The following is a 26,528-nucleotide window of genomic DNA, read 5'->3' on the forward strand; positions in this document are numbered from 1 at the left end:
CCAACGCCGGGAGCTACCGGCCACCTGTCGGCCGTCGCCGCCATCGTCCTCGGCAAGCCGCCAACCACGTCGTCTTCTTCCAGCGAGGCGGGGACACCAAGTTTGCCCCGGAGTAAATGTGGCCCGCCTATGGGAGGGAGCAACCCCGGGGAAGCCTCACCGACACTGCGGTCCGCGAGCTTTACGAGGAGACCGGCCTGGCAGTGAAGCCCGAGTCCCTCAAGGTCGCCCACATCATCCACGGCGCCTGGGGCGTCGAGGCTCCCAACGGCTTCCTCACCGTTGTCTTCGCCACCCACGAGTGGACCGGCGAACCCGAGAACCGAGAGCCGCGCAAGCACGCCCAGGTCCGCTGGATCGACGCCGACACCCTGCCGGAGCAGTTCGTGGACACCACGGCCAGTGCTCTCCACCGCTACCTCGCCGATGGCCCACAGGTGTCACTCGACGGTTGGGGGTAGCGGATCAGTCGCTCCACGCCGTCCGCCTCGTCGGGACACCGCATGTGCCGGTGCATCCGGGTCCCCGGCCCCGACATCGAGTGCCGCAGCAGCGTCTCGTACGGCTCCCCGGACCCGATATCCCCGTCGCACCGGCAGCAGACCACCCCCGCCGCCGCGCTCACGACCGCACCCCCACCGCGAGAGTCGCGCACCCCGCGAGCCGCGCCAGCGCCCGCAGCACGATCCCCAACCGCCGCTCCCCCAGCACCTCCACCTTCCACAACGGCACCAACCGCGGAAACGCCGTCGCCAGCACCAGCGTCAGGAACGCGTCCTCCCCCTCGTCCAGCACCAGCACACACCGGTACCGCGCCTCGAACCTCGGCCAGTCACAGAACACGAACGCGTCGTTCTCCACGACCAGCAGATCCCGCACATCCCCCCGCGCCAGAATGTCCCCCTCCTCGATCAACGCCGCCACAGCCGCCCGCTCACCGATGTCACGGTCATGGGCCCACGCGATGAGGCGATCGCTGAGGAGTTGAGGGTCAGGTACGTGTGTTGTCTGTCCGCACATGCACCGCAGAATGGCGGCGTCGCGCTCGGGCGGGAGTAGCCGATCTGTCGGCCAATCACCGCTACCCGGCCGGTACCGACTCGATCTCCGCCTGGAGCATACGGAGCGTCAACGAATGCTTCTCCGGCGGAAGCTGCTCCAGGGCGGCCCTCGCGTATCCGGCACCGCCGGCCCTGTCGCCGGACCGGGCCATCATCAGGCCCCGGTGCAGTTCCAGGTGTGTGGTGAACCGGGGCAGGGTGGGCGGCAGCTCACGTGCCGCCGCCTCCTGCGCCTCGGCGGCACCATGTTCCTCGCCCAGCCGGGCCAGCAGGAGTGAGAGGAAGACGTTCTGCCGCCACCACGGCACGGCGTAGTCGGAGTCCTGCTCGTGCGACCCGACCCGGTCGTGGATACGGCGTCCCTCGTCCGCGAGCGTGAGCGCCGTGCTCCGGTCGCCCCGGAGGGCGGCGACGTGAGCCCGGCCCATCACCGCGTTCAGCCGCCCGAGGGACGGGCGGTCGTCGAGGCGCAACGCCTCGGCGGCGAGCCGGTCCGCGACGGGGAACGCGGCCCCCTCGTAGCCCAGGGCGATGGCGGCACGTCCCCGGACCCAGACCCGGGTGTCCGGGTCGCCGGACCGGTCGGCGGCTTCCGCGGCCATGCCGTACCAGTTGACGGCCTTCACCCCGTCGCTGCCCGGGAACGTACACCGACGGTGAGATCCGTCAGCAGTACGAGAACACCTGCATCGGACGCCCCGTCGGTGGTGAACCCATCGTCAACGACGAGGCCGACGGTGTGCGGTTCGTGCGGCCCGACGAGCTCGATCGGTACGACATCCACCCCAGCGTGCGCCGGCAAAGCGGCCACTACCCCGCCGACACCTACCCCCTTCTCGGCTGGGACGACGCTCCCACGCGCCCCGGCGAACGGTGAATCGCCATCACCCGGATGGTGTAGAGTCAGGTTTACCGACGCGGGGTGGAGCAGCTCGGTAGCTCGCTGGGCTCATAACCCAGAGGTCGCAGGTTCAAATCCTGTCCCCGCTACTCAGGCCGAAGGCCCGGAAGCCGAAAAGCTTCCGGGCCTTCGGCGTGTTCGGGGGTCTCACCCGGTCGGCCCGTCCCGTTCGCCCGCCGACCCCTCCGGGGCAAGCCTGGGGGGACGGTGGTGGACGGGCACGGAAGCGGCGGGAGACGGCGCGTGGGGCACGGAGGCGGGCCGACCGGTGACGGGCGTCCGGAACCGGGCGGCCCGCTGTCCGGCCGTCATCGCCGTACCCGCCGCGCCCGGAGTTTCAGCAGGGTGCTGCCCTGGCTGCTGATCGTGGCGGGCGTGGTCTACGACGAGCTGACCCCCGTCCGCTACACCGCCGCCCCGCTCTTCGCCGCCGCCCCGCTCGCCGCCGCGCCCTTCTACGGCCGCCGCGGCACCCTGCTGACCGGGGCCGCGGCCTGTCTCGCCGCGTTCGGGATGCGCGCGGAGGACGGGGTCGCCCGGAGCGAGTCGCTCACCGACATCGCGACGATCGTCACCGTCTCCGCGCTCGCCCTCGCCATCAACCGGCTCTCCCGCCGCAGCGACGCCAAGCTCGCGACCGCCCGGGAGATCGCCGAGGCCGCCCAGCGCGCCGTCCTCCCGGAGCCCGCCGACCGGATCGGCGGGCTCGACATCGCCGCCCACTACGAGGCCGCGCAGGCCGGCGCGGCGATCGGGGGAGACCTGTACGCCGTCCAGGACACGCCGTACGGAGTGCGGCTGGTGCTCGGTGACGTACGGGGCAAGGGGATGGGCGCGGTCGCCGCGGTCGCCGTCCTCATCGGGGCCTTCCGTGAGGCGGCCGAGCAGGAGAGCACCCTGGAGGCGGTCGCCCAGCGGCTGGAGCGGGCGCTCGCCAGAGAGGGGCTGCGGCGCCGGGGCGTGGACGACGAGGAGGGGTTCACCACCGCCGTCCTCGCCGAACTCCCGCACGGCGAGGAGCTGCTGCGGACCCTCAACCGCGGCCATCCGCCGCCCCTGCTGCTCGCCCCGGACGGGGGACTCACCGTCCTCGAACCGGGCCGCTTCGCCCTTCCGCTCGGGATGGCCGACCTCGGGAGCTGGCCCGACGAGACCGACGAGACGGGCTTCCCGGCGGGCTCGACCCTGTTCGTCCACAGCGACGGACTGTCCGAGGCCCGCGACCGGCACGGCGTGTTCTTCGACCCGGCGGCATGGCTGCGCGGTCGGACCTTCGGCGGACCCGACGCCCTGCTCACCGCCGTCACCGCCGAGGTCGTCACCCACACGGGCGATGGCACCAGCGACGACATGGCCTTGCTGGCCGTCCGCAGGCCCTGACGGACCCTCCAGGGGACTTCAAAGGCCCCCGGAACTCTCCAGGGGACTCCAAAGCCCCCCGGAACTCTCCAGGACGCGGGATCGCGTACGGGAACGTGCGGAGCGGTCGGATCGGGTGCGGTCGCGCGGGGGTGCGTGGTGCGGGGTGCGCGGCCGGCCGGGCGGGGGGCGGAGGGGCCGGGCGCGGGCCCGTCCATCGGCGGGGGCGGCCTCGCGCGCCGTCCCGCCCCCGCCCCTGCGTCACCCCGCCCGCGCGCCCCCTCACACGCCGTAGCCGCCCCCTCCCGTTCGTATAACAACTGAGCAACCATCAATGTGACGTCGGCATGAAAGGGAATACCGACATGCCGTCAACTCGCCCCGTTCCGCCCGCCCGTGTCCCGATAAGTCCTGGCCAACGGCGTTAACGATCAGTCGGAAGCGCTTGGAATCCGGCCCCCAGGTCTATTAACGTTCGATAACGCAGCGCGGTCGTCCCAGCCGTCACAAGAGACGGCTCCGCGCGCACGCGCCGAATTCCGCAAGGGAACCGGGGAACCATTCCTTGGGGTGAATCGGACATCCTTCATGTGAAGGACGTCCGTAGGAGACCTTCCTGCTCCGAACCCGTCAGCTAACCCGGTAGGCGAGAAGGAAGGAAAGGAGTACGCCTCAGTGGCGTCAAACCGGCCTGCCCCCGAACCTCTCTACGCGCCTAAACCGACGGTGGACGGGCCTCACGCTTCCTCCCACGGGCAGGTGTTCGGCCCCGCGGTCACCGACGACGAGGTCCGGGAGGTCTGGAACCCGACCGCCGAGACCGTCCGGCCGGTCCGCGGCAGGCACCGCGTGGCCAAGCAGCGCGGCGGACTCGCCCGCAGCTCCACGGTCCTCGGTGTCGGCGTCATCGCCGCCGTCGGCGCGGGCGGCATCGCCACCGCGCAGGGCGGCAAGCCCCCGATCAAGATATCGATGCCGGACCTCGGCTCGATGATGTCCGGCGACGAGAAGCCCGAGGAGCCCGGCACCGGCCCCGCGCAGCAGGCCGCCGCCCCCCTCACCAGCGCGGGCGTCACCGGCGCCGACGCCGCCGAGGGCACCACCGACGCGGGCGAGGTACTGCGCGCCCGCATCCTCCAGCAGGCCGAGCAGCAGCAGGACCAGGCCGACACCGCCGCCCGCGCCGCCGCCGAGAAGAAGGCCGCCGACCAGGCGGCCCAGGACGCGGCCGCCGCCGAGGCGGAGCTGAAGGCCAAGGCCAAGGCGGAAGCCGAGGCCAAGGCCAAGAAGGCCGAGGAGAAGGCGAAGGCCGAGGCGGAGGCCAAGCGGCTGAAGGAGGAGGCCGAGGCCAGGGCCAAGGCCGAGAAGGAGCGCCTCGAACAGCTCGCGCGCAGCTTCTCCCTCCCCCTCGCCTCGTTCACGCTGACGTCGACGTACGGCCAGTCCGGCGCCATGTGGTCGTCCGGCTCGCACACCGGCCTCGACTTCGCCGCCCCGACCGGCACCCCGCTCAAGGCCATCCACAGCGGCACCATCACCGAGGCCGGCTGGTCCGGCTCGTACGGCTACCTCACCGTGCTGACCCTCGACGACGGCACCGAGCTCCGGTACGCCCACCAGTCGTCGATCGGTGTGAGCGTCGGTCAGAAGGTCTCCACCGGCGAGATCATCGGCCGCGTCGGCGCCACCGGCAACGTCACCGGCGCCCACCTCCACCTTGAGGTCAAGCTGGGCAGCCGCAGCGTCGACCCCGCCGCGTACCTCCGCGGCAAGGGCCTGTCGATCTAGGCGTCCACCCGCCCCCCACCCGCTGGAACGCCGGCGGTCCTGACGATCACCCCCCGACGTCAGGGCCGCCGGTTCCCGTTCGCGGACGGATTCCGGCCCCTCGACGGTGTTGAGTAGGACCATGACTTCCTTGCGCCCTCTCGGCTCCTCCGGGCTCGACGTGTTCCCGCTCGGACTCGGCGGCAACGTCTTCGGCTGGACGGCGGACCGGTCCGACACCTTCGCCGTCCTCGACGCCTACGCCGCCGCAGGCGGCAACTTCCTCGACACCGCCGATGTCTACTCCGCCTGGGTGGACGGTCATCAGGGCGGTGAGTCCGAGACGCTGATCGGCCAGTGGCTCGCCGCGCGCGGCAACCGCTCCGACATCGTCGTCGCCACGAAGGCCGGCTCGCACCCCGACTTCAAGGGGCTGTCCGCCGCCACCGTCAAACGCGCCGCCGACGCGTCGCTGAAGCGGCTGGACACCGACCACATCGACCTCTACTACACGCACTTCGACGATCCGACCGTCCCCGTGGAGGAGATCGTCACCGCGCTCGACGAACTGGTGCGCGCGGGCAAGGTCCGGGCCGTCGGCGCGTCCAACCTGACCGCCGAACGGCTCCAGGAGTCACTCGACTTCGCCGACCGCGAGGGCCTGACCCGGTACTCCGTGCTGCAACCGGAGTACAACCTGGTCTCCCGTGACACCTACGAGGGCCGCCTCCAGGCGGTCGCCTCCCGCTCCGGTATCGCGGCCGTCCCGTACTTCGCGCTCGCCTCGGGGTTCCTCACCGGCAAGTACCGGCCCGGTGCCACCGTGGGCAGCGCCCGTTCGGGTTCGGCCGCAGCCCATCTGGGGACCGAACGCGGTCAGCGCGTCCTCGCCGCCCTCGACACGGTCGCGGCGGACCGGGGCGCCGAGGTCGCCACGGTCGCCCTCGCCTGGCTGGCCGCCCGCCCGACGGTCGCCGCCCCGCTCGCCAGCGCCCGCAACCCGGAACAGCTCCCCGCGCTGCTCGCCATGGCCGACCTGGAGCTCACCCCCGAGGACCTCACCCTCCTGACGGAGGCTTCCGCCTGACGGCGCGTACACCGATCCGGCTGTCGTCGGTCGTCGTGAGCCGTCCTCAGCCGTCGTTCCGGCCCGGGGCCGCGTACGGGTTGTACGGGGCCGGGGTGCCGGAGCCGTACGGGCCGCCCTGGCCGGGCACGGGACCGGTGCCCGGCTGGACCGGCGGGTAGCCGTACCCGGGACCCGGCTGTCCGTGGCCCGGACCCGGTTGGCCGTGACCGGGCACCGGCTGTCCGTGGCCCGGGTAGCCGTACCCCTGTCCGTACGGGGGCACCTGTCCGTACGCGGGTACCTGCCCGTAGCCGGGTGTCTGTCCGTACGCGGGCGGGTGGCCGTACGCCGCGGGGTGCGGGCCCGGGTACGGGGGCGCGTACGGGTGGGGGACGGCGGGGCGGGGTGCCGTCATCAGCGCGGCGTGCGTCAGCGCGGGGCGGGCCGCCGCCCTGCGGGCCCACATCGCGTCCAGCGACTCCTGCTCACGGATGCCGAAGTCGGCGCCCGCCCGGCCCTGTGCGCCCCGGTGACGCAGGAACGCGAGCGCGGTGGCGTGCCGCTCGTACTCGCGGACGGCGCGGGCGGCCGGCTTGCCCCCGTGGTGGAGGGCGAAGTCCCGGGCCAGCCGCCGGGCGCGCAGCGAGCCGAGGGCGTACGGTTCCGGCGCGGTAAGCCAGCCGGCCGCCACATACGCGGGCAGTTCGTCCCGGACGGTCCGCAGCTCGCGTTGGCGGGCCCAGACGGCCAGCCAGATCAGCAGCCCGAACACGGGCACCATGAACGCGCCGTACACGACGAGGAAGCCGAGCCCGCCGAACACCGTCGAACCGTTCCACAGGGCGTGCAGCCCCATCGCGAGCAGCAGTCCGCCGAGCGGTGCGAGGGCCCGCCACACCCGTCGCCGGGGGGCCGCCTGCGCGGCGAGGCCGAAGCCGATGCCGGTGAGCACCGTGAAGAGGGGGTGCGCGAACGGTGACATCACCACGCGGGCGAAGAAGGTCGCGACGGTGACCGAGCCGATGCCCTGGTCCCCGTACGTCTGGTCGTCGCCGAAGGCCCTGCCGAGGTAGAGGATGTTCTCGGTGAACGCGAAGCCGGTGGCCGTGACCCCGGCGATGACCACCCCGTCGACGAGCCGGGTGAACTCCCGGCGGCGGAAGAGGAAGATCAGCAGGATCGCCGCGCCCTTCGCGGTCTCCTCGACCACCGGGGCTATCACCGTCGAGCCGATGGTGTCCGCGCCGCCCGGGTCGGCGGTCGTCTCCGCGATCCACTCGGTCGCGAAGCTGTTCGCCACGATCGACATGAGGGCGGCGGCGCAGGCGCCCCAGGCGAAGCAGAAGACGACGTTCCGCCAGGGGCCGGGGGCGACCCGGTGCAGCCACCGGAACGCGGCGATCAGCAGCGGTACGGGCAGTACGGCGAGCCCCAGGCCGACGAGGAACCCCTGGGTCCCGGTCTCCTCCCGCACCAGCGCGAGGAGGACCGCGCCGCACAGGGCCAGTACGACGCCGAGTCCGGCGATCCGTACGGCGGGGCGCCGCCACCACGCGATACGCGGCGGGACGCCCAGCAGGCCGGGGGCCTGGTGGGGGATGTCCGGCGGGGCGGGGGCGGGGGCCGGGGGCGGCGCGGTGGGGTGGGTGCGGTCAGCGGGTCCGTCCGCGGGGTCCTCGACGGGGCCCTCGGTGGGGCCTGCGGCGGGGGCCGGGCGGGGCTCAGGGGTGGTGGCCATCGACTCGACCTTAATCGGCGGGTCGCCTTCGCTCGCGCCCCCGAGCTCCGTCCGGCTGGACGAACTTGTCCCCGCGGGTCGCCTTCGCTTGCGCTTCTTAGGTCTGTCCGGCGCGGCGTACTTCGTTCCTGTGCTGTCGCTCGGTGGGTTTGCGCAGTTCCCCGCGCCCCTTTGGGGCGCGTTCTGCTTGTTCTTCGGGTCGGTGCCGGTCGGGATTCTCCGTCCTCGATCCGACACGCTCGGTACGACGTGTCCTTGCCGGACTGAAGAGCATCGGAGTCTGCGAGCAGAGATTCCCGCCCACCCCCTCCGGTGAGTCCTGCGACTGCGCGAGGAGGGGTCTGCACCCAAAGGACAACCTCAGGGGGCGCCCCCAAAGGGGCGCGGGGAACTGCGCGAAAACGAGGGCGGCCCCGCACCCGACGAACAACCGCAAGGGGGCAGCGCCTCAGGGGCGCGGGGAACTGCGCAAGAACGAGGGCGGACCCGCACCCGAAGGGCGACCGCAATGGGGCAGCATCCAGGGGCGCGAGGAACTGCGCACCCACGAACGCCCCGTACAGGGACAAGTGCGCCCAGCCGGACGGACCTGAGAAGCGCGAGCGAAGGCGTCCCGCACAGGGACAAGTGGGCTCAGGCGGGACTCGGGGGCGCGAGCGAAGGCGACCTGCGGAAGAGGACGTCGTGGACGGGGTGGCCCTTGTCCAGGCCCTGCCCCTCGAACCGCGTCCGTGGACGAAACGCGGGCCGGGGCGCGTAACCCCCGTCGACCTGCGTGTTCTCGAACGCGGGATGCGCGGTGAGCACATCGAGCATCTGCTCGGCGTACGGCTCCCAGTCGGTCGCGCAGTGCAGCAGGGCGCCCGGCTTGAGACGGCCCGCCGCGAGGTCCAGGAACTCCGGCTGGACGATCCGCCGCTTGTGGTGCCGCTTCTTGGGCCAGGGGTCCGGGAAGTAGATCCGCAGCCCGTCGAGGCTGTCGGGGCCGAGCATGCTGGTCAGCAGGATGATCGCGTCACCGTTGGCCACGCGGACGTTGGTGAGTTCCCCGCGGTCGGCGAGGCTCAGCAGATTCCCCTGGCCGGGGGTGTGGACGTCGACCGCGAGGATTCCGGTGCCCGGGTCGTCGGCGGCCATCCGCGCGGTCGCCTCGCCCATGCCGAACCCGATCTCCAGGACGACGGGCAGCCCGTCGAAGAGTTCCCCGAGGTCGAGGACCCGGCTGCCGTCGACATCGAGTCCCCAGCGCGGCCACAGCCGCCGGATCGCGTCGGCCTGGCCCCGGGTGACCCGGCTGCGGCGCGGCTGGAAGCTGCGGATGCGCCGGTCGAAGTGCGCCCCCGCGGGGTCGGGGGCGGGTCCCTCACCGGGCGGGAACATCGGGGTACGCGGCGGCCGGCCCACGGCTCCGTCGGACGCCTCGTACGTTCCGGCTGCCTCGGGGGCCGCTGTCTGGGGTGTTTCGTCATGCTCGGACACAGTGGGACCGATTCTACGGAGGTCCCGGGGTGCCCGTCCGCCGCCGAGGGCCGGGTGCGGGTCCGGCACCGGCGGGGTACGGGCGCTACGCCTTCTCGCGGGGCTCCCCGGTCGCGGCCGAACCCTTGGGGCACACCCGGACGGCGGCCTGGTGGGCGATCCGCGCCTCCGCCTCCGTCAGATTCGTGAGCTTGTCGTTCCAGACGATCCGGTCCTCGCAGCGCAGCACGAATTGGGTGATCTGCGGCCAGGACTTCACGAAGCCCTTCCCGTCGGCGCACGGATGGGTGAACGTGGCGGTGATCAGCTCGATGTCGTGCCAGCCGAAGTACCGGCCCGCTTCTGTCTCGCCGGCCTCGTACTGCACGGACTCCGTGCCCGTCCTCTCGCCCGGCTGCCCGAGCGGGGTCTCCTCGCTGATCCCGAGGTGCTTGCCGAGGGCGTTGATCGCCTGTTCGGCCTTGAGCCCCTTGAAGACCCCGGTCGCACCAGCGGGGTACTGCTGGGTGAAGCCCTCGACCAGGACGGAGAGCTCGCCCTTGCCGTCGTGCTCGACCAGCTCACTCACCCCGGTCAGCTTCCGCTCCCGCTTGACGTCGCTCCAGACGAACGCCGCCTTCGCGCACTCGGCGGCGGGCCGCGCGCTGCTCGTGGCGGTGCCGTCGCCGCCCTTGGCGCGGTCCGGGCCCTCGTCGGTGCTGGTACCGGAGCAGCCGACCGCGCCGAGGAGTATCCCGGCGGTGGTCACGGCCAGCGCGAGACGACGTACAGGCATGTGCATCCTTATGTCCGGGCGGCGCTCGGTGCCGCACTGCAACCGGGGACGAGTGATCACCCCGGTCCGGTTGCCCGGCAGGGCGATGACCTGCTCAGTTCGGCGAGGTCAGGGAGCGCAGGGCGCGCCGGGCGACCTCCCGGCCGATCGGCAGCGAGGCGGTGGCCGCGGGGGAGGGGGCGTTCAGCACATGGACCGTACGGGGGCCCTCGCGCAGCAGGAAGTCGTCCACGAGGGTGCCGTCCCGCAGGACGGCCTGGGCGCGGACCCCGGCGGCGGTCGGTATCAGGTCGTCGGCGGTGACGGCCGGCAGCAGCCGGCGGACCGCGCGGGTGAACGCCCGCTTCGACAGGGAGCGGCGCAGCTCGCCGCCGCCGTAGCGCCAGTGGCGGCCCGCTATCCGCCAGGAGCCGGGCCAGGCCAGGGTCCCGGCGAGCTCGGCGGGGTTCAGGGTGCCCCAGTCGTAGCCCTCGCGGGCGAGCGCGGGGACGGCGTTGGGCCCGACGTGGACGCCGCCGTCGATCCCACGGGTGAGGTGCACCCCGAGGAACGGGAACGCCGGGTCGGGCACCGGATAGACCAGGCCCCGCACCAGCTCGGGACGCGCCAGCTCGTAGTACTCCCCCCGGAACGGGACGATCCGCATGCCCGGGTCGTCGCCGGTGAGCAGCGCGATCCGGTCGCAGTGCAGCCCCGCGCAGTTCACCAGGACCCTGCCGCGCAGCACCTCGCCGCGCGCGGTGCGGACGGCGACCCCGCGGTCGGGACGGCGGTCGATCGCGACGACCTCGGTGCCGTAGCGGATCTCGGCGCCGGACACCTCGGCCAGCCGGCGGGCGACCGCCGGGTAGTCGCAGATCCCGGTGGTGCCGACCTGGATGGCGGCGAGGCCCCGTACCCCGGGCTCGTACTCCACGATCTGGGCGGGGCCCAGCTCACGGACGGGGATGCCGTTCTCCCGGCCGCGCTGGACGAGGCCGTGCAGCCGGGGCAGCTCGTCCCGGCGGGTGGCCACGATGAGCTTGCCGGTGACCTCGTGGGGGATGTCGTACTCGGCGCAGAACTTGACCATCTCGGCGGCGCCGCGGACGGCGTACCGCGCCTTGAGGGAGCCGGGGCGGTAGTAGATCCCGCTGTGGATGACGCCGCTGTTGCGGCCGGTCTGGTGCCGGGCCGGGCCGTCCTCCTTCTCCAGGACGGTGACCCGGGTGCCGGGCGCGGCCCGCGTCAGGGCGTACGCCGTCGACAGACCGACGATCCCGCCGCCGATCACGAGCACATCGCAGTCGTACGCCACGCGTGTCACCTCCCGCTCCCGATAATGCACTGCGCCACTGACAGCGCCGTCAAACCCGGGAGACCGAGGACATCGCGCGACTCACCCCGGCCGAGGGCGGCGCCGGGCTCCGCGGGAGCCGGTCAGGCGGGTGCCATCAGCAGGGGCCGGGCGCGTTCGCGCAGCTCCATGACGCGGGGCTCGTCGCCGTACGGTTCCAGCCGGTGCAGCAGGTCGCGGACGTACTCGGTGGTGCGCGCGGAGGAGATCCGCCCGGCGACCTCGACGGCGCGCACACCCTGGGCGCAGGCCGCGTCGAGGTTGCCCGACTCCAGTTCGGCGACCGCCGACACGACGAGCCGCAGCCCGTGGGAGCGCACGAACTCCTCGGTGGGTTTCGACAGGGCCTGTTCGGTGAAGCGGCGCACCTGGCGGGGCGCCTTCAGATCGCGGTAGCACTCGGCGGCGTCGGCGGCGAACCGGTCGTACGAGTAGAAGCCGAGCCAGGACGGGTCGTGGTCGCCGTCCCGGGAGCGTTCCAGCCAGCCTTCGGCGGCCTTCAGGGCCGCTCCGGCGGCGTGCGCGTCCCCGGCGCGCGCGTGCGCGCGTGCCTCGACGAGCCGGAAGAAGCTCATGGTGCGGGCGGTGGCGAGCCCGCGGTTGCGTTCGAGGGCGGCCTGCGCGAGGTCGACGCCCTCGTCGCCGAAGCCCCGGTAGGTCGCCTGGAGGGACATCGACGCCAGGACGTAGCCGCCGAGCGGGACGTCGGCCGCCGCGCGGGCGAGGCGCAGCGCCTGGATGTAGTAGCGCTGGGCGGCCTCCTGCTGGCCGGTGTCGAAGGCCATCCAGCCCGCGAGCCGGGTCAGCTCGGCGGAGGCGCCGAACAGGGCGCGTCCGACCTCGTCGGAGTAGGAGCCGAGCAGCAGGGGCGCCGCCTCGACGCGTAAGCACTCGGGGACCATGGAGGAGCGCCAGTCGCCGCCGCCGTACTTGGAGTCCCAGCGGCGGGCGTCCTCGGCGGCCTCGCGGAGCTTGCTGACATCGCTGTGGCCGACCTTCAGGGCCGACACGCTGTCCTCGGCCGGGCTCGCGTCGCGGGCGACGGAGCTGTCGGCCGGGGTTATGAGCCAGCGGGACGCGGGGGTGGCGTAGGCGCTGACGGCGAAGGAACCGGCGAGCGACTGCCAGATGCCGCCGCCGGTCCGGCGGCCGGCGAGATCGAGCCGGTACAGCTCGGTCGCCGACTTCACGGCCGCGGCCACGTCCCGGGGGAACGCGAGGCCCACCTCGGGCGCGGGGTCGGCGTCCGCCAGCCCGATCTCGTGCAGGGGGACCGGGCGGCCCAGCTTCTGTCCGATGGCCGCCGCGATGAGGTGCGGGGCGGCGCCCTGCGGCACCATGCCCTTGGACACCCAGCGGGCCACGGAGGTCTTGTCGTACCGGAGTGTCAGGCCGCGCTGCGCGCCCAGGTCGTTGACCCGGCGCGCGAGGCCGGCGTTGCTGATTCCCGCGAGGGCGAGAACGGCGCCGAGCTTTTCGTTCGGCCCGCGTTGCTCCCTGGACATTGCGCCACCCCTCGACACAGACGGCTGCCGCGACGGTGGTGACCGCGCGGCATTCGCGCCATGCGCTCCCGGTGGCCTTCTGCCCGGGGCGGCAACCGAATGAGCGGGTGGCCGACCCCGGAGGTATATGCCTCCGTGAAACACAGACACACACAGCGTAGTTCGACGCATCCCATGCGTTAAGAGGCATAGTTCCGGATGGCGGGATTGTTGCCCGTGGCCTGTCCGCCCCCCGGGCGCCATGTGCTCCGCCTGTGTGGCAGTGCGCCCGTGCGTGCGCTCTTCACCGGTTCCGGGGTGGCCGCTTCCATGGATCGTGCGTGGGTCGGCCCGCTGAACTGGTTCCAGTGGGCTGGGGGACACCGCCGCCTTCATCCCCGCGGGCGGCGGACCGGTCCGGGAGGTGAACACCACCTCCCGGACCGTGCGTTGTGCCCTCAAGGTCCGCAATGATGTCGTTCATGGGTCCGGCGCGGCCAAGTTGGCCGAATATCGACCCTGCTGGTCACGCCCTTGAGCGTCCCCCCGCACGCGTGAGCGCGCTTTCCCTCCGCGTACCGGTCGCCCCGCGCGCCCGTGGGACACCCGTTCCCCCGGTCGTCCCACGCATCCTCCCAGCCCCTCCCGTGCGCCCATGAGGGGCCGCCCAGGAGTGCGCCCGTACGGCTCACCCGCCGCACCCGGCACACCAGTTGGGGAAGCGGGCCGCCGCGCACCGGAGCTCCGCGCGGACGGCGCCCGCAGGGCCGCGGCGGGAGCGCGAGGGGAGCGCGAAGGGTTCGAAGGGGGTTCGAGGGGGGCTTGTCAGGGGCGCGTACGGGTGGGCACGAAGCGGCCGGGGCCCGCTCCCGCACGCCTCCTTCGTGGCAGCATGGTCCCGAGTTCGTACGGTGCACGGTTGTCCAGCCCGTGGAGGCGACGATGCGGTGGTTGGTGGGGTGGAGCATTGCCACCGCGGGAACGAGCGGCCCGGTGACCGCCGGTGCCACCGGACCCGACGGCGAGGCACTCCAGCCCGTCGGCTCCCAACTCCTGTGGAGTGACCCCGATCCCCTATGGGCCGTCGGCGACTGGCGCCCCGACGAGGTGCGTGTCGTCACCGTCGACCCCCACACCCGTATCGCCGTCCTCGGCACCTGCGGCGCCAGCGACGAGGACCTGCGGCTGGGGCTGCTCGCCGCGCGCGGCGGCGCCCTGCGCCATCTCACCGCCTGGTCCGGCAGCTACACCGCCGTCGCCCGGATCGGCCGCCGCGTCACCGTCGCCGGTGACCTCGCGGGCGCCCGCCCCGTCTTCCACACCCCCTGGTCCGGCGGCACCGCCTACGCCACCGCGGCCCTCCCGCTCGCCGACCTGGTCGAGGCCCACCTCGACATCGGCCATCTCGCCGCCCTCCTCGCCGCCCCCGACGTCCCCGAGGCCCTGCACGACTCCACGCCCTACCTCGGCGTCCACCGGGTGCCGCCCGGTCACGCCCTGATCCTGCGCCAGGGCGCCCGTGAGATCGCCGGGTACGACCCGGTGACCTCCCTCGCCGTCGCCGCGCCGCCCAGCGACGCCGCCGGCGCCGTCGACGGCGTCCGTGACGCCCTCGTGGAAGCCGTACGCGCGCGGCTGACGGCCCCCCGGCACGTCCCCGGCGGCGGGATCGACCCCGGGCCCGTACCGGGTATGGGGCCCGCCGAACGGCGCGCCGCCCGCGGCACCCCCGTCCCCGGCATCGGCGCCGACCTCTCCGGCGGACCCGCCTCCGCGACCCTCGCCCTGCTCGCCGCGGGACTGCCCGGCGTGCCCGGTACCGTCCTCGGGCACGGCAGCGGCGCGGGTGAACGCCTCCTCGCCGTCACCTTCAACGACCTCGCCGTGCCCGGCCGCGAGGCCGAGGTGGAACGCGCGGGCGCCATCGCCGCGGACCCGCGACTGCACCATGTCGTCGTCGCGGGCGGCGAGGAGACCCTTCCGTACACCGACCTCGACGGCCCCCTCACCGACGAACCCGGCCCCTCCCTCGTCACCGCCGCCCGCCACCGCGCGCGGCTCGCCGCCGGGAGCGCCGACCACTTCACCGGGTACGGCGCCCGCCAGGTCCTCGACGCCCACCCCGCGCGCCTCGCCGACCTCCTCATGGACCGCAAGAGACGCCACCTGGTCCGCCCCGTGGCCGCCCTCACCACCGCCGAGGGCTCCGTGTCGATGATGGTCCCCGCGCGCGTGTACGTCGCCGCCCGCCGCCTCGCCCGCACCCCCTACCGCAGCGGCGTCGACCGGCTCGCCGACCAGTTGCTGCGCCGCCGCCTCGACGAACCCGGCGGTACCGTCGGCGCCTCCCTCGCCGCCCTCACCTGGGCGCGGCCCGGGCCCGCCGCGCGGTGGCTCACCGGTGAGGCACTGGCGGAGGTGTCCGGCCGGCTCCAGAACGCGGTCGGCCGTCCCGGACCCGGGCCCGGCCAGCGGCCCGGTGACTTTCGCGCGCGGGCGGCCCTCGCCCGGCACGCCGCGGACCTCCGGGTCCTCGAACAGGCCGCCGAGGTCCGCTTCCAGCGGCTGCACGCGCCCTTCCTCGACAACCAGGTCGTCCGCGCGTGCCGTGCCCTTCCCGAGGCGCTCCGGGTGCGGCCCGGGGCCCGGGCGGAGATCCTGCGGACCGTCCTGGAGGGCGCGGGGATCTCCGAGCTGCCGTCCGGCTGGGGCACCCCCTCGCACGCGCCGTCCGCGACCGCGGCCCGTGCGGGGTTGCGGATCGCGATGCCCGACCTCCTGAGGCTCTTCGACACGCCTCTGCTGGCCGACGCGGGGCTCGTCGAGGCGCGGGTCGTCCGCAAGGCCCTGCGGGGTGCGGCCGAGGGGGAGCCGCTGCCGCTGGACGGGCTCGCCGACCTGGTGGCCGTGGAGCTGTGGCTGCGCAGGCTGCTCGCCCGGCGCGGCACCTGCTGGACGGGGACGCCCGCCCGGCAACGCGCGGTGCCCACGGGGTCGGTGGCCCCGGCCCGCGGAGCCCTCGGCACGGGTGCGCGGCCCTGAGCGGGGCTCTGGGTTTCCTGTGCGGGGCGTACTTCGTCCCTGTGCCGTCGCTCGTCGGGTGCGCAGTTCCCCGCGCCCCTTTGGGGCGCACCCTGCCGGTCCTTCGGGTCGGTGCCGGTCGGGATTCTCCGTCCTCGATCCGACACGCTCGGTAGGTCGTTTCGTTGCCCGACTGAAGAGCATCGGAGTCTGCGAGCAGAGATTCCCGCCCACCCCCTCCCGCAGCCGAGCGCCTGCGCGAGGAGGGTGGTTCAACCCCCGCAGACTGAGGACAGCCATAAGAGGCGCCCCCAAAGGGGCGCGGGGAACTGCGCGAGCAACCAAGGACCATCCGCACCCGAACGGGAACCGCAAGGGCCGCGACCGAAGGGGCGCGAGGAACTGCGCACCCCCGTCCGACCCGCACGGGGACAGGTACGTCCAGGTGTGGAACCCCGGAAGCGCGAGCGAAGGCGACCCGCGGGGAACCGCGCACCCACGGAGTACCCGCACGGGGACAAGTACGCCCAGCACAGGAACTCGGAAGCGCGAGCGAAGGCGACCCGCTGAACGTCAACAGGTGAAGCGGGACTCCGCCCAGTCGGACAGCGTCACCGTGTCGAACGAACTGTGCGGCTCCACCACCAACCGAATGGCACTCCGCCCCGACAGCCCCACCCGCACCGGCACCCCCGGCTCCCCGCCCCGCACCAGCGGCGACTGCCACAACGGCACCCCGTCCGCGTACACGGAGAACCGCACGACCCCGTTGCCCATCGCGAGATCGTCGATGCCGACCACCGCCTCGTAGGCACTGCACTCACGGTTCAGGTCGATGGTCACGGACGACGTGCCGTGCACGGTGACCCCGCGCCCGTACGCCTGCCCACCCATCCGCAGCCCCTGCCGCTGCCACACCCAGGAGCTCTCCCCGTACCGCATCTCGGGCGCGGTCCCGTCCCCCAGGTCGCCGTACGCCAGCTCGCTCCACTGGTAGACGACGGGTGCGGGCGGTGTCGGCTCCGGCGGGGGCGGTGAGCTGGGAGGGGAAGGAGTGGGACGCGGGGCGGCCGGCGGACTCGGCGTGGGTGAGGGCGACGGCGAGGCGGACGGCGAGGGCGTCGGCTCAGGCGACGGCGTGGGCTCGGCCTCGGGGGAGGGCGAGGGCTTCGGCGGTGTCGGCCGCGGCGAAGGCTCGGCCTCCGACGGCGCGGGCTCCGGCGCGGGCTCGGCCGCACGCGCCACCGGGGGCGCGGGGCGCACCGGCGCGGGCTCCGGCGCCTCCTCCGGCGCGGCCACGGGCGGCGGCGCCTCGGGATGCGAGACGGGAGGCTGCGCCCGGGGCCGGTCCGGCTCGGGCTTCTCCCCGCCGACGAGCGCGAACGCGACCGCCACGGCCACCGCGATCGCGACGGCCGCCCCGATCCCGGCCTTGACGGGCCCTCCGACGGCCTCGGAGAGCGCACCCCCGCCCCCGGAACCGGAAGCACCCGCACCGGAAGCACCCGCACCCGAAGCACCCGCACCGGAGGCACCGGCACCGGAAGCACCCGCACCGGAGGCACCGGCACCCGAGGCACCGGCACCGGCGGCACCCGCACCCCCCGAGGCACCGGCGGCACCGGCGGCACCGCCCTGCGCGGCGGCCGCGGCACCGGCCGCACCCGCGCTCGCGGTACCGCCCCCGACGAGGGCGGCCACCTTCGCGTACCCGGCGGCACCGAACCAGCCGATGACGGCGACCGGTACGACCGCGGGGATGCCACCCGCGACCTCCTTGATCTGGCCCGCCGCCAGCCGGCACTTGGCGCACTCCTCCAGATGCTTGCGCAGCCCCCGCTCGGCCCGGCTGCGCAGCCCGCCCCGGGCGTACGCGCCGAGCCGGTCCGCGTAACTGGCGCACTGCTCGCTCGCGGTGAGCGCGGCACTGACATGTGCCTGGAGGTACGCCTGCTTGAGGCCCTCGCGGGCGCGGCTGGCCAGGACCCGGGTGCCGTTGGCGTCCAGTCCGAAGAGGGTGGCGACATCGCTCGGGGACTCGTCCTCGACCTCCGTGTGCCACAGCACGGCCTGCCAGCGCTCGGGAAGGCTGCGGAAGGCGCGCATCGCCATCGACCGCTCGGCCTCCTGCATGGCGCGGACGTCCGCCCCCAGGTCGACGGACCCGTCACCGGGCACCTCCGACCCCCGGTCCGCCTGCGCGGCGAACACGGCGAAGTCGTCGACCAGTTGTTCCCGTTTCGCGGACTTCGTCCAGTTCGCGGCGACACGGCGGACCGTCGTCAGCAGATACGCCCGCACCGCGTGCTGCGGCCCCGAACCCCCGCGCACGGCCTGGAGCATCCGTGCGAAGACCTCCGCCGTGAGGTCCTCGGCGGTGTGCCCGTCACGGCAGCAGGTCCGCGCGTAGCGGCGCACGGCGCCCGCGTGGCGCCGGTACAGCTCCCCGTACGCCGTGTCGTCACCCGCGCGCATGCGCCCGATCAGCTCGGCGTCGGACGGCGGTGTGTCGGCGCCGGACGGGGCACCGGGATCGTCCGCCGGGTGCTCCTCGCGCCGGGGTTCCTCGTGCTCCCGCTGCTGCGGTACGCCTGTGTCCGGTGGGGTGGACGGGGCCGCGGTGGTGGCCGGGTCGGCTGCGTCGGACGTGCCGCCGGATGCCGGTCCGGACCCGGCGTCGCCCGGTCCCTCCGGGCCTGCCTGGCGGGGTACTTGGGGCGGCGAGGGGTCGTCGGCTCCCCCTGTCGTGCCGCCCTTCGACTCCTCCGGCCCGTCAACGCCCATCACGGAAAGCACCCGTCCGTACACTCAAAGACCACCGGGCAAGAGTGCCACACGGCTGTCATCTACTCAGCTGGTACCACCATCAACCACTCATCCGGGGCGTCTTACCGGAACTCCGCACCTTTCCCCCCAGGAACCCAGTGCGGATTCCGGTCACCGATATCCAGCCAACTCGGCCCATCGGGTGGGTGATTTAAGGCTGTTCAGGTGAATTGCTCACAGGGTCGAACCCCGTACGGCCTCCCCATCGGAGGCGTGAGCCGATTTCGTCACGTTGCCACCCACCCCGCCCCCGGCACCCCCAGGATTTTGGCGAGTTCCCGCCCTACCGCCAGGCCCCCACCTCCGTACCCACCCCACGGAGAACCCGCACAGGGACAGGGGCGCCCCAAAGGGGCGCGGGGAACTGCGCAAGGACGAGGGCCGACCCGCACCCGGAGAACAAGCCCCAAGGGGCAGCACCCAGGGGCGTGAGGAACCGCGCACCCACGGGGAACCGGCACGGAAACAAGTACGCCCACCCGTGGAACCCCAGGGGCGCGAGGAACCGCGCACCCCACGAGCGCCCCGCACAGCGACAAGTACGCCCAGCACCACGAACCCCGCCGCCCCGGCCAAAGACGACCGGACCCCACCCGGAAAGCCCCGCAAGGGACGGGGCCAACCAGGGGCCGGGCCCCACAGGTACGGGCCCCGACAGGCACAGGGCCGACCCGCCAAGGGACCACAGGGCCGGCCCACCAAGGGACCACAGGGCCGGCCCACCAAGGGACCACGGGGCCGGCCCACCAAGGGACTACGGACGCGACCGCAACCCGTCCAGCAGAATGTCCAGCAACCGCGCCGACGCCGCTGCCTGTTGCACCGCGTCCGGCAACGAAGGCGCCGCCGTCGCGATCACGAGCAGCACGTCGGACACGGTCACATCCGCCCGCAGCTCACCGGCCCCCCGCGCCCGGTCGACCAGCCGCCCCACCACCTCCAGCAACGCGTCGGCCCCGGCGTCCGCGGCCATCGCCGCCTCCGAGGCGGCCGAACCGGCGGCCGTACCGACCGCGCCACCGATGGTGGGACCGACGGCGGCACCGGCGACGACCACCCCGGCCCCCCGCTGCTCCACGACCCGGCTCTCGCCCACCCCACCAGGGGCGACGTACGGGGAACCCGCCCCGGACAGCGAGGACATCGCCGGGGCGGGCGCGCCCTCACCGGCCGGCGGCACCGCCCCCCGCTGCTGCGGCACCCGGGTCTCCTCGTGCGCGTCGTCGACCCCGACGCGCAGCACATGCGGCGGCAGCAGCCGCCCCGCGCCCGACGCCACCGAGGTCCGCAGGAACCGCGACAGGGCCGACCAGGGCTCGTCCTCCTGCCCCAGCGCGGCCCGTGCCTGCTCGGTCAGCCGGGAGGTCTCCTCCTCGGCGATCCGCCGCACCAGTACGTCCTTGCTCGGGAACCGCCGGTACACCGTGCCGACGCCGACCCGCGCACGGCGGGCCACGTCCTCCATCGGCGCCCCGTACCCCAGCTCACCGAAGACCTCACGTGCCGCGCGCAGCACATGCTCCAGATTCCGCTGGGCGTCCACCCGCAACGGCGCGGTCCGCCCGGGATCGGGCAGACCCCGGCCCCCGCCCCCCGTGGCGACGCCCGACGAGATGGCGGTCGCGGTCGCCGTCGCCCACTGCTGATCCTGCGTATGCATATGTGTTCCCCCGGTTTCAGACGTCTCCCCCCGGAGACTCTCCCCGCCGTCGGCAGCCGGAGCACGGGGAACGGAAGCGCGTGGGACGGGCCCCCGTGGGTGGGCCCGCCGAGTGTGTCCCCCGACACCCCGACGTCCCACGAACATAGTTGAGCCGGGGGAGATTGCGAAGGGCCACGTTCCGCCACACCGGCCACCCGATCGGGGTACGCACCGGTTACACCCTGAATGCACCACTTCCCATGGTCCCGCTCCCACCCTCTGACCTGCACATCCTCAGGATGAGCGGGAACACGCCGCGTGCCGCGGCCCCTCCCCTCCCGCACCCCCCGCGCGCCACTTCCGGTCACACAAATTGCTCAGGCTGTGGACAAACTCCCGAGCCCGTTGCGTCATGGGTGGGTGAAGGCTGCCAACCCCCCGGGCACACCCCCCGGACCGACGCCCGCCACCCGCGTCCTCGTGATCGGTGGTGGCTACGTCGGGATGTACACGGCCCTGCGGCTCCAGCGGACGCTCGCACCGGAGATCAAGCGGGGCACCGCCGAGGTCGTGGTGGTCACCCCCGACCCGTACATGACCTACAAGCCGTTCCTCCCGGAGGCCGCCGCCGGATCGATCTCCCCCCGCCATGTCGTCGTCCCCCTGCGCCGTGTCCTCGACCGCTGCCGTGTCGTCGTCGGCGAGGCGCACTCCGTCGACCACACCAAACGCACCGCCACCATCAGCACCCTCGCCACCGCCGAGGAGGGCGCCGGCACGACCGCCCTGACCTACGACGAACTGGTCCTCGCCCCCGGCTCCGTCTCCCGCACCCTCCCGGTCCCCGGCCTCGCCGAACACGGCATCGGCTTCCGCACCGTCGAGGAGGCCATCGGGCTGCGCAACCACGTCATCGAGCAGATGGACATCGCCTCCTCCACCCGCGACCCCGCCATCCGTGACGCCGCCCTCACCTTCGTCTTCGTCGGCGGCGGCTACGCGGGCGTCGAAGCGCTCGGCGAGCTGGAGGACATGGCCCGCTACACCGCGCGGTACTACCGCAACATCACCCCCGACGACATGAAGTGGGTCCTCGTCGAGGCGTCGGACCGCATCCTCCCCGAGGTCGACGCCGCCATGGGCGCCTACACCCTCAGCGCCCTGCGCCGCCGGGGCGTCGACGTACGGCTGCGCACCCGGCTCGACAGCTGCGCGGACCGCGTCGCCACCCTCAGCGACGGCACCCGCTTCCCCACCCGCACCCTCGTCTGGACCGCGGGCGTCAAACCCCACCCGCTGCTCACCGCCACCGACCTCCCCCTCACCGACAACGGGCGCCTCAGGTGCACCGCCCACCTCACCGTCGAAGGCGCCCCCCACGCCTGGGGCGCCGGTGACGCCGCCGCCGTCCCCGACCTCACCGCCCCCGGCACCGACACCGCGCCCAACGCGCAGCACGCCCTGCGCCAGGCCCGCGTCCTCGGCGACAACATCGCCGCCACCCTCCACCAGCGCCCGCTCACCCCGTACGAGTACCGCTGTACGAGCTCCGTCGCCTCACTCGGCCTCCACAAAGGCGTCGCCCAGGTCCGCGGACGCGAGTTCAAGGGCTACCCTGCCTGGTTGATGCACCGCCTCTACCACCTCAGCCGTGTGCCGACCGCCAACCGCAAGGCACGCGTACTCGCCGAATGGACCCTCGCCGGTCTCTTCAAACGCGAGATCGTCTCCCTGGGTTCACTCGAACACCCCAGGGCGGAATTCGAACTCGCGGCCGGTAAGGACCACCCCGACGACCCGAAGGGGTCGACCTGACCGGAGCCAGGAACTCCCCCCGACCGTCCGGCGTCTGACGAATGTCGGTCCCGTCGGCCAGACTGGCTCCCGCGACCTGTGGGCGGCCCGCCCGCCCCTCGACCCCACGAGGCTTCTACCCAGTGAACTTCACGCGCTGGAGCGCCCGGCTCCCCGGAACGCAGCGCCGCGCCGCCGCCAGGACCGAACACAGCGCCTCCCCCGCGCCACGGGGCGACAGCTCCGTGCCCGCGGCCCGCGCCGAGCACCCCACCGGCCCCGCCGCGCCCACCGCCGCCGTCGCCGGCCTCGCGGCCCACGAGGTCCTCGACCGCATCCCGGCCCTCGTCGCCCTGGTCCAGGGCCCCGACCACCACCTCGCGTACGTCAACGGCGCCTGGACCGCCGCGTTCGGCGAACGCCCCACCGGCGGACCCGCGCGCGAGATCATGCCCGAGCTCGAATCCCTCAGCCTGCTGCCGCTCCTCGACCAGGTGCTGAGCAGCGCCCGGCCCCGCACGGTCAAGTCCCGCAAGGCCCCCGGCGGCCGCTCGTACACCTTCACCTGCACCCCGGTCGACGGACTCGGCGGCCCCGGCACCTCCGGCGGCGTCCTCATCTTCGCCGCCGACGTCACCGACCACGCCGAGGCCGCCGAACGCCTGCGCGCCAGCGAACGCAGCCAGCGCGAGACCGCCGTCACCCTCCAGCGCTCCCTGCTCCCGCAGGAACTGGAGGAGCCGGACGATCTGCGTGTCGCCGCCACCTACCACCCCGGCGGCACCGAGGCCGCGGTCGGCGGCGACTGGTACGACGTCATCACCCTCGGCGGCGGCCGCACCGCCCTGGTCATCGGCGACGTCATGGGCCGCGGGGTACGCGCGGCGGCTGTCATGGGCCAGCTGCGCACCGCGGTCCGCGCCTACGCCCGTCTGGACCTCCCGCCGCACGAGGTCCTGCAACTGCTCGACGGCCTCGCCACCGAGATCGACGCCAACCAGATCGCCACCTGCGCCTACGCCGTCCACGACCCGAACGAGGGCCGTCTCGTCTACGCGTCCGCCGGGCATCTGCCGATCCTCGTCCGCGACGAGAACGGCACCGTCCACCGCGCCGCCGAACCGACCGGACCCCCGCTCGGCACCGGCGGCTGGCTCCACGCCTCCGGCTCCGTCCCCCTCGGCCCCGGCTCCACCGCTGTCCTCTACACCGACGGCCTGGTGGAACGCCGGGGCGAGGACATCGACCACGGTGTCACCGCGCTGGAGGTCGCCCTCGCCGGCGCCACCGGCTCACCCCAGGTCGTCTGCGACCGGCTGGTGCGCAGCGCGGGCGTCACCGCCGACCATGACGACGATGTCGCCGTCCTCGTCCTCCAGCACCCCGCCCGCACCGGCCCGGACAGCGAGCTGTTCCGCAACGCCGCCCTGGAACTGCTCGGCGGAGTCGAGGCCGCGCCCCGCGCGCGTGCCTTCGCCTCCGGGGTCCTCGCCAGCTGGCGCTTCCCGCCCGATCTGCACGACCTGGGTGTCCTCGCCGCCAGCGAGCTCGTCGCGAACTCCCTCCAGCACGGCACCCCGCCGATGCGGCTGCGGCTGCGCCGCACGGACCGCCGTCTGATCATCGAGGTCACCGACGGCGACGACCATCTGCCGCGCCGCCGCCGCGCCGAACCGGCCGACGAGGCCGGCCGAGGCATCGCGATCGTCGCCACCATCGCCACGAACTGGGGCTCGCGCCGCACCCCCGGCGGTGGCAAGGCCGTCTGGTGCGAATTCACCCTCCCCCAGCTGTGACGCCCCAGGGGTGACACCGCAGACAGGTGACGGCCTGGACATGAGCGCCCGGATGTGACGCCGCCCTCCCCCGGGGACGGATAGGGGGAGGGCGGGTACGGACGGGAGCGTCCGGATCGCGGCCGAGGCCAGGACCCGGACGGCACGGCCCGGGGGCCACGGCTACACCGCCGCGTGCTCCTGCTCCGGCTTGCTCAGCGCCACGACCCGCGGCGCCGCGAGCGACGGCTGGTTCTGCACCGGGGTCAGCTCCCTGCCCAGGCGTATCGCCAGATAGGTGATACCGAGCGAGAACAAGAAGAACGTCACCACGTACGGGCCGTGCAGCGAGGCACCCATCGGGCCGCCCACCGCCGGACCCACCGCGAGCGCCAGCTGCTTCACCAGGGCGAACGCCGAGTTGTACTGGCCCACCATCCCGCCGGGCGCGAGATCCGCGACCAGCGGCGCGACCGTCGGCGACAGCAGCGACTCACCCAGCCCGAACAGCGCGTACGTCGAGATGAACGCCGCCGTGGCCATGGCCTGGCTGCCGTTGCCCAGCCCGGCGTACGCCGCGGCGGCCCAGGCGACGGCCCAGATCAGCCCGACGGACGCGATCACCCGGGACCGCTTGCGGTACTCGACGAAACGGAGCACCGCGAACTGCGCGATCACGATCACCGCGGTGTTGGCCGCGAGCGCGATACCGAGCGTGGACGGGGAGATCCCGGCCGCCTCGACGCCGTACGCCGACAGCCCCGACTCGAACTGTCCATAGCAGGCGAAGAACAGCACGAAGCCCAGCACCATGAGCTGCACCATCGCGCGGTGCTGGAGCAGCGCGCGCAGACCGCCGCCCGCCGGCCGCTCACCGCGCCCCGGAGCACCCGCGACGCCCGCGGCCTTGGGTATCCGTACCCCGGCCGCTATCGCCCCGAGCACCAGGAACATCACGGCCTCGATCAGGAACAGCGTGGTGAACGAGCCCGGCCGGTGCTCGTCGACGATCTGGCCGCCGATGAGGCCGCCGAGGCCGAGCCCCAGGTTCTGGAGGAAGAACTGGGTGGCGAACGCGCGGGTGCGCGACGCGGGAGGGGAGCACCACACGATCATCGTGGCGAGCGCGGGCTGCATCACGGCCGTACCCGCGCCGAGGACCGCGGCCGACAGGACCGCCGTCGTCGCCGTACCGGACATACCGAGCGCCAGCGCGCCCACCGACGCGGTGACGGACGCGGCCACCACCACGGGAAGCGGTCCGCGGCGGTCGATCACCCGGCCGACGAAGGGCAGGGCGATCAGCGCCGCCACGGCGAACGCGGCGAGCACGAGGCCCGCCGTGGTCGAGCCCAGATCCCGCACCTTCGCCACATAGACATAGAGGAACGGAACCGTGAACCCGATGCCGAACGCACTCAGTGCGCTGCCCATCTGGATCCGGCGCATCGCCGCGCCCATCGCCCTGGTCATTTCACCTGCCTTAGACATGAAGACTTCGAAGCTAAAGTTAGAGCGTTAACAATACACACAGAAGGACTTCGATGCCAACCGGGTCCGTGCCATACTGCGGCCATGCCTCACACCCCGTCCGCGGACGAGCCGAGCCTCGACGAACAGATCGCCGCCTACCAGCGCGAGTACCAGGACCTCGACCCCCAGGTCGAGAAGATCGTCTCGGCCCTCGGCCGGCTGAACCGCCGCATGAACGTCGCGTACGGGCGCCAGACCTCGACCCTCGGCATCAGCAACGCCGAGTGGGAGGTCCTCAAGGCACTCGTCCTCTCCGGCGCCCCCTACCAACTGGGACCCGGCGACCTCGCCAAGCGGCTCGGACTCACCCCCGCCGCCATGACCCACCGCATCGACCGCATGGTCGGCGAAGGTCTCGTCACCCGCGAACGCGACGAGAACAACCGGGTACGCGTGATCATCGAGCTCACCGACGACGGCCGGCAGAAGTGGCTGGAGGCCATGCAGCTCGCGGCCGTCTTCGAGGAGGACCTCCTCCAGGACCTCTCCACCGGGGAGCGCTCGGTGCTCGGCGAGGTCCTCACCCGCCTGCTGCGCCGCGTGGAGCACGCCCAGCCGGACGCCGGCGGACGCCTCACCGACCTCGACTGAAAATATGTTGACCTGCGGCGGTTGACAGGCATCGGGCCGATCCGTAAGGTTCTCCGAGTTGCCGCCGAGCCGTAACGGTTCTGCGTCAGCATCTCCCGCCGCTACTGCGGCAACAAACTCTCCAGTCAGGCCCCTTCCACGGGATTGATTTCGGCATGTCCGAATTCAATTTCGAAGAACAGAATGGGCACGGCGAGCAGGGGGAACCCGGGCAAGGAACTCGATTATGAGTCCCCGGACGAACCCGCTAGAGTCTGGGACGTCGGAACGGCCCAACAGCCGGAAAGACAAACCCCGCTGACCGGGGATCAGGCCCGAAAGGATCTGATAGAGTCGGAACCGCCGGAAAGGAAAAGCGCGGAAGCGGTTTTCCCGGA

18 protein-coding genes, 1 tRNA gene, 1 pseudogene and 1 riboswitch are annotated in these 26,528 nt (G+C 73.2%); of the genes and pseudogenes, 10 read left to right on the top strand and 10 right to left on the bottom strand.

Annotated features, from left to right (window positions below):
• The first annotated feature begins 116 nt into the window (after nucleotides 1-116).
• On the top strand, nucleotides 117-461 hold the full coding sequence (locus AB852_RS13955; protein ID WP_079184577.1) for an NUDIX domain-containing protein: 345 nt from the start codon (nucleotides 117-119) through the stop codon (nucleotides 459-461).
• 160 nt (nucleotides 462-621) lie between these two features.
• Here the strand turns inward: AB852_RS13955 and AB852_RS13960 are convergent, their stop codons facing one another.
• Nucleotides 622-1,020 carry a hypothetical protein gene (locus tag AB852_RS13960; RefSeq protein ID WP_143201227.1) on the bottom strand — a complete coding sequence of 133 codons (399 nt, stop codon included), beginning with the start codon at nucleotides 1,018-1,020 and terminating at the stop codon, nucleotides 622-624.
• A 61-nt stretch (nucleotides 1,021-1,081) separates the two neighbouring features.
• On the bottom strand, nucleotides 1,082-1,663 hold the full coding sequence (locus AB852_RS13965) for a hypothetical protein (protein ID WP_342748476.1): 582 nt from the start codon (nucleotides 1,661-1,663) through the stop codon (nucleotides 1,082-1,084).
• Between the two features lie 44 nt (nucleotides 1,664-1,707).
• Between AB852_RS13965 and AB852_RS41495 the strand changes: the two are divergent.
• The 5 genes and pseudogenes from AB852_RS41495 to AB852_RS13990 all read left to right on the top strand — a co-directional run.
• Nucleotides 1,708-1,938: pseudogene (locus tag AB852_RS41495) on the top strand (NUDIX hydrolase); the annotation flags it as partial.
• 39 nt (nucleotides 1,939-1,977) lie between these two features.
• Nucleotides 1,978-2,051: transfer RNA gene (locus AB852_RS13975), tRNA-Met, on the top strand.
• A 154-nt stretch (nucleotides 2,052-2,205) separates the two neighbouring features.
• Nucleotides 2,206-3,342 carry a PP2C family protein-serine/threonine phosphatase gene (locus AB852_RS13980; protein ID WP_425444163.1) on the top strand — a complete coding sequence of 379 codons (1,137 nt, stop codon included), beginning with the start codon at nucleotides 2,206-2,208 and terminating at the stop codon, nucleotides 3,340-3,342.
• A 499-nt stretch (nucleotides 3,343-3,841) separates the two neighbouring features.
• Nucleotides 3,842-3,985, top strand: a riboswitch (cyclic di-AMP (ydaO/yuaA leader).
• Nucleotides 3,986-3,996: 11 nt separating this feature from the next.
• Complete coding sequence (locus AB852_RS13985; protein WP_073787519.1) at nucleotides 3,997-5,109, top strand: M23 family metallopeptidase; 1,113 nt, start codon at nucleotides 3,997-3,999, stop codon at nucleotides 5,107-5,109.
• Between the two features lie 121 nt (nucleotides 5,110-5,230).
• On the top strand, nucleotides 5,231-6,175 hold the full coding sequence (locus tag AB852_RS13990) for an aldo/keto reductase (RefSeq protein ID WP_073787521.1): 945 nt from the start codon (nucleotides 5,231-5,233) through the stop codon (nucleotides 6,173-6,175).
• 46 nt (nucleotides 6,176-6,221) lie between these two features.
• On the opposite strand, the gene AB852_RS13995 is transcribed toward AB852_RS13990, so the two are convergent.
• The 5 genes from AB852_RS13995 to AB852_RS14015 all read right to left on the bottom strand — a co-directional run bounded on the left by AB852_RS13995 (nucleotide 6,222) and on the right by AB852_RS14015 (nucleotide 12,990).
• Complete coding sequence (locus AB852_RS13995; RefSeq protein ID WP_079184578.1) at nucleotides 6,222-7,895, bottom strand: PrsW family intramembrane metalloprotease; 1,674 nt, start codon at nucleotides 7,893-7,895, stop codon at nucleotides 6,222-6,224.
• Nucleotides 7,896-8,528: 633 nt separating this feature from the next.
• Nucleotides 8,529-9,374, bottom strand: coding sequence for a tRNA (guanosine(46)-N7)-methyltransferase TrmB (gene trmB / locus AB852_RS14000; protein WP_425444164.1), 846 nt, complete (start codon nucleotides 9,372-9,374; stop codon nucleotides 8,529-8,531).
• Nucleotides 9,375-9,459: 85 nt separating this feature from the next.
• Nucleotides 9,460-10,149 carry a hypothetical protein gene (locus AB852_RS14005; protein WP_073787525.1) on the bottom strand — a complete coding sequence of 230 codons (690 nt, stop codon included), beginning with the start codon at nucleotides 10,147-10,149 and terminating at the stop codon, nucleotides 9,460-9,462.
• 94 nt (nucleotides 10,150-10,243) lie between these two features.
• Nucleotides 10,244-11,455 (bottom strand): L-2-hydroxyglutarate oxidase, encoded by a 1,212-nt coding sequence (lhgO, locus tag AB852_RS14010; protein WP_245876744.1) that lies wholly within the window; start codon nucleotides 11,453-11,455, stop codon nucleotides 10,244-10,246.
• A gap of 113 nt (nucleotides 11,456-11,568) precedes the next feature.
• Nucleotides 11,569-12,990 carry an NsdA family TPR-like regulatory protein gene (locus AB852_RS14015; RefSeq protein WP_073787529.1) on the bottom strand — a complete coding sequence of 474 codons (1,422 nt, stop codon included), beginning with the start codon at nucleotides 12,988-12,990 and terminating at the stop codon, nucleotides 11,569-11,571.
• A 921-nt stretch (nucleotides 12,991-13,911) separates the two neighbouring features.
• Between AB852_RS14015 and AB852_RS14020 the strand changes: the two genes are divergently transcribed.
• The gene (locus tag AB852_RS14020; protein ID WP_073787531.1) at nucleotides 13,912-16,011 is read left to right on the top strand and encodes an asparagine synthase-related protein; all 2,100 of its coding nucleotides are present in this window, start codon (nucleotides 13,912-13,914) and stop codon (nucleotides 16,009-16,011) included.
• 552 nt (nucleotides 16,012-16,563) lie between these two features.
• Here AB852_RS14020 and AB852_RS14025 read toward each other — a convergent pair.
• Entirely contained in the window at nucleotides 16,564-18,774 is a 2,211-nt protein-coding gene (locus tag AB852_RS14025; protein ID WP_073787919.1) for a sigma-70 family RNA polymerase sigma factor, read from the bottom strand.
• A gap of 796 nt (nucleotides 18,775-19,570) precedes the next feature.
• Nucleotides 19,571-20,476: a TetR/AcrR family transcriptional regulator gene (locus AB852_RS14030; protein WP_073787533.1), complete on the bottom strand. Its 906-nt coding sequence runs from the start codon at nucleotides 20,474-20,476 to the stop codon at nucleotides 19,571-19,573.
• A 402-nt stretch (nucleotides 20,477-20,878) separates the two neighbouring features.
• Here AB852_RS14030 and AB852_RS14035 point away from each other — a divergent pair, with 402 nt between their 5' ends.
• Entirely contained in the window at nucleotides 20,879-22,273 is a 1,395-nt protein-coding gene (locus AB852_RS14035; RefSeq protein ID WP_281257786.1) for an NAD(P)/FAD-dependent oxidoreductase, read from the top strand.
• Nucleotides 22,274-22,395: 122 nt separating this feature from the next.
• The gene (locus tag AB852_RS14040) at nucleotides 22,396-24,048 is read left to right on the top strand and encodes an ATP-binding SpoIIE family protein phosphatase (protein ID WP_073787537.1); all 1,653 of its coding nucleotides are present in this window, start codon (nucleotides 22,396-22,398) and stop codon (nucleotides 24,046-24,048) included.
• Between the two features lie 162 nt (nucleotides 24,049-24,210).
• Here the strand turns inward: AB852_RS14040 and AB852_RS14045 are convergent, their stop codons facing one another.
• On the bottom strand, nucleotides 24,211-25,500 hold the full coding sequence (locus tag AB852_RS14045) for an MFS transporter (RefSeq protein WP_073787539.1): 1,290 nt from the start codon (nucleotides 25,498-25,500) through the stop codon (nucleotides 24,211-24,213).
• Between the two features lie 102 nt (nucleotides 25,501-25,602).
• Here AB852_RS14045 and AB852_RS14050 point away from each other — a divergent pair, with 102 nt between their 5' ends.
• Complete coding sequence (locus tag AB852_RS14050; protein ID WP_073787541.1) at nucleotides 25,603-26,151, top strand: MarR family winged helix-turn-helix transcriptional regulator; 549 nt, start codon at nucleotides 25,603-25,605, stop codon at nucleotides 26,149-26,151.
• The last annotated feature ends 377 nt before the right edge of the window (nucleotides 26,152-26,528 follow it).

This window comes from Streptomyces uncialis, assembly GCF_001905345.1.
Taxonomy (GTDB): Bacteria; Actinomycetota; Actinomycetes; order Streptomycetales; family Streptomycetaceae; genus Streptomyces; species Streptomyces uncialis.

What these genes read in the sequence shown, in the direction of transcription:
- AB852_RS13995 (WP_079184578.1), bottom strand. Translation starts at nt 7,895, where the DNA reads ATGGCCACCACCCCTGAGCCCCGCCCGGCCCCCGCCGCAGGCCCCACC.
- AB852_RS14050 (WP_073787541.1), top strand. Translation starts at nt 25,603, where the DNA reads ATGCCTCACACCCCGTCCGCGGACGAGCCGAGCCTCGACGAACAGATC.
- AB852_RS13990 (WP_073787521.1), top strand. Translation starts at nt 5,231, where the DNA reads ATGACTTCCTTGCGCCCTCTCGGCTCCTCCGGGCTCGACGTGTTCCCG.
- AB852_RS14005 (WP_073787525.1), bottom strand. Translation starts at nt 10,149, where the DNA reads ATGCCTGTACGTCGTCTCGCGCTGGCCGTGACCACCGCCGGGATACTC.
- AB852_RS13960 (WP_143201227.1), bottom strand. Translation starts at nt 1,020, where the DNA reads ATGTGCGGACAGACAACACACGTACCTGACCCTCAACTCCTCAGCGAT.
- AB852_RS13965 (WP_342748476.1), bottom strand. Translation starts at nt 1,663, where the DNA reads ATGGCCGCGGAAGCCGCCGACCGGTCCGGCGACCCGGACACCCGGGTC.
- AB852_RS14045 (WP_073787539.1), bottom strand. Translation starts at nt 25,500, where the DNA reads ATGACCAGGGCGATGGGCGCGGCGATGCGCCGGATCCAGATGGGCAGC.
- AB852_RS13955 (WP_079184577.1), top strand. Translation starts at nt 117, where the DNA reads ATGTGGCCCGCCTATGGGAGGGAGCAACCCCGGGGAAGCCTCACCGAC.
- AB852_RS14020 (WP_073787531.1), top strand. Translation starts at nt 13,912, where the DNA reads ATGCGGTGGTTGGTGGGGTGGAGCATTGCCACCGCGGGAACGAGCGGC.
- AB852_RS14015 (WP_073787529.1), bottom strand. Translation starts at nt 12,990, where the DNA reads ATGTCCAGGGAGCAACGCGGGCCGAACGAAAAGCTCGGCGCCGTTCTC.
- AB852_RS14030 (WP_073787533.1), bottom strand. Translation starts at nt 20,476, where the DNA reads ATGCATACGCAGGATCAGCAGTGGGCGACGGCGACCGCGACCGCCATC.
- AB852_RS14025 (WP_073787919.1), bottom strand. Translation starts at nt 18,774, where the DNA reads ATGGGCGTTGACGGGCCGGAGGAGTCGAAGGGCGGCACGACAGGGGGA.